Consider the following 1,917-nt stretch of genomic DNA (forward strand, 5'->3'; position numbering starts at 1 on the left):
CTTGTCCCGCACTCCCATTATCAGTGTCCGTTAGTGTGGTGTATCTGTAACTGCCGGTAGGTGACCCCAAAGACGATAAAGGGCGACCACCGCAGGTACCTTTCGAATCAACTCCTACATCTGCTCGAAAGGACAGCCCACAATGGTCACCTCGCCTTATTCTATCGACCCGACTACCTATCTCGACGAATTACTCGCCCAAGCATCCCCCGATGTGATGCGCGACATGCTCCAAGGCTTCATCAACCAAATCCTGTCCGCCCAAGCCGACCAGGTCTGCGGCGCTGATTACGCCACCGTCAGTGAATCCCGAACCAACGTCCGAAACGGCTACCGCCACCGCGACCTCGACACCCGGGTCGGCACCGTCGACGTCGCCGTACCCAAGCTTCGGACGGATTCCTTCTTCCCGGACTGGTTACTGGAACGGCGCACCCGAGCGGAACGAGCCCTGACCACCGTGATCGCCACCTGCTACCTAAAAGGCGTATCAACCCGCCGGATGAACGACTTGGTCGCCAGCCTGGGGATCAATAGTCTCTCGAAATCCCAGGTGTCAGACATGGCGAAAGATCTCGATGTCATGGTCGAGGATTTCCGCACCCGCCCACTTGATACCGGCCCCTACCTCTATGTTTCCTGTGACGCACTCACCATGAAGGTAAGGGAAGGCGGACGCGTAGTGAAAACCTCCGTGCTGTTAGCCACTGGTGTGAGTTCGGAAGGGTACCGGGAGTTACTTGGTATGCAGGTCGCCACAGCCGAGTCCGTCGCATCGTGGACCGGGTTCTTTCGCGACCTCAAGGCCCGAGGGCTCAACGAGGTCTACTTGGTCACCAGTGACGCTCACCTGGGGATCCAGCATGCCATCGGGGACGTCCTGCCGAATGCCTCGTGGCAACGGTGTCGCACGCATTTTTCCAAGAACCTGTCCGGGATGGTGCCGAAGACGCAGTGGCCGACTCTGTCTGCCATGTTCCACACTATTTTCCAACAGCCAGATGCGCAGTCGGTGTGGGCTCAGGCCAGGGATGTGGTGGAGTTCTGTCAGCAGAAGTTCCCGCATGTGGCTGATTACCTAGACGACGCCCTCGATGAACTCTTGGCGTTTACCCAGTGCCCGAAATCTGTGTGGACCAAGGTCTGGTCGAATAACCCAACTGAGCGGTTGAACCGTGAGATCCGCCGGCGCACCGATGTCGTCGGGATCTTCCCGAACCGGGACGCGGTTATCCGTCTGGTCGGGGCTGTCCTGGCAGAGCAACATGATGATTGGATCCAGCAGAAGCGGTACATGTCATTGACGAGCTTGGAACAGACCAAGGTGATGATGGCCGCAAACATCATCGACTCGGGCGACATTACTGCGGAGATCATCCGGAAGGATGTGTCATGAGCCAGGGTCATTGTTTAGCTCGTGATGGTCCTTAAGGTCGTTACGCTGCTTGTTTTATCGAAAGGGCAGATACACCACTCCCGCGGACTTGACCCCGAGCCCTAGAAAGCAGACCCCCTGTTCGGACTCGAGGCTAAAAGCTACCCGGATCCATTCTCTCAACGTTGACACTCCAGCAAAGGGAATTGCAACTAAAAGCGATTAGAATGCTTGGCTCAAGAAGTTCGTAATCACCTTGAATCGCTCATACCGGTAGGTTCCTCAATCGAACTCGAGTATGACCAAGAGCGGGAAGACCGCTACGGACGCACTTTGGCGGGAGACTTTCATGAAGGAAGTTTGGTCAACACAGATCTCGCCCGGGAAGGATTAGGCGTAGCTGTAGATATCGCCCCGAACCACAAGTTCTACCCAGAAGTTCTCGCAGTGAACCGTCACGGTTTTGTTGCCACCGTTAGATTGGCTGAGCCACCCTCTCAGGTGACTCGGTGATTGTAGCGTGCCCGGCCCAGTAGGTCTCC

General features: G+C 56.4%; 1 protein-coding gene. It reads left to right on the forward strand.

Annotation, left to right across the window (positions count from 1 at the left end):
- The first annotated feature begins 142 nt into the window (after positions 1-142).
- Positions 143-1,396 carry an IS256 family transposase gene (locus tag B097_RS0108435; protein WP_018582092.1) on the forward strand — a complete coding sequence of 418 codons (1,254 nt, stop codon included), beginning with the start codon at positions 143-145 and terminating at the stop codon, positions 1,394-1,396.
- The last annotated feature ends 521 nt before the right edge of the window (positions 1,397-1,917 follow it).

The organism is Corynebacterium pilosum DSM 20521 = CIP 103422 (assembly GCF_000373805.1).
Classification (GTDB): domain Bacteria; phylum Actinomycetota; class Actinomycetes; order Mycobacteriales; family Mycobacteriaceae; genus Corynebacterium; species Corynebacterium pilosum.

Bases quoted from the DNA above. Each gene is read 5' to 3' on its own strand.
- B097_RS0108435 (WP_018582092.1), top strand. From the start codon at position 143: ATGGTCACCTCGCCTTATTCTATCGACCCGACTACCTATCTCGACGAA.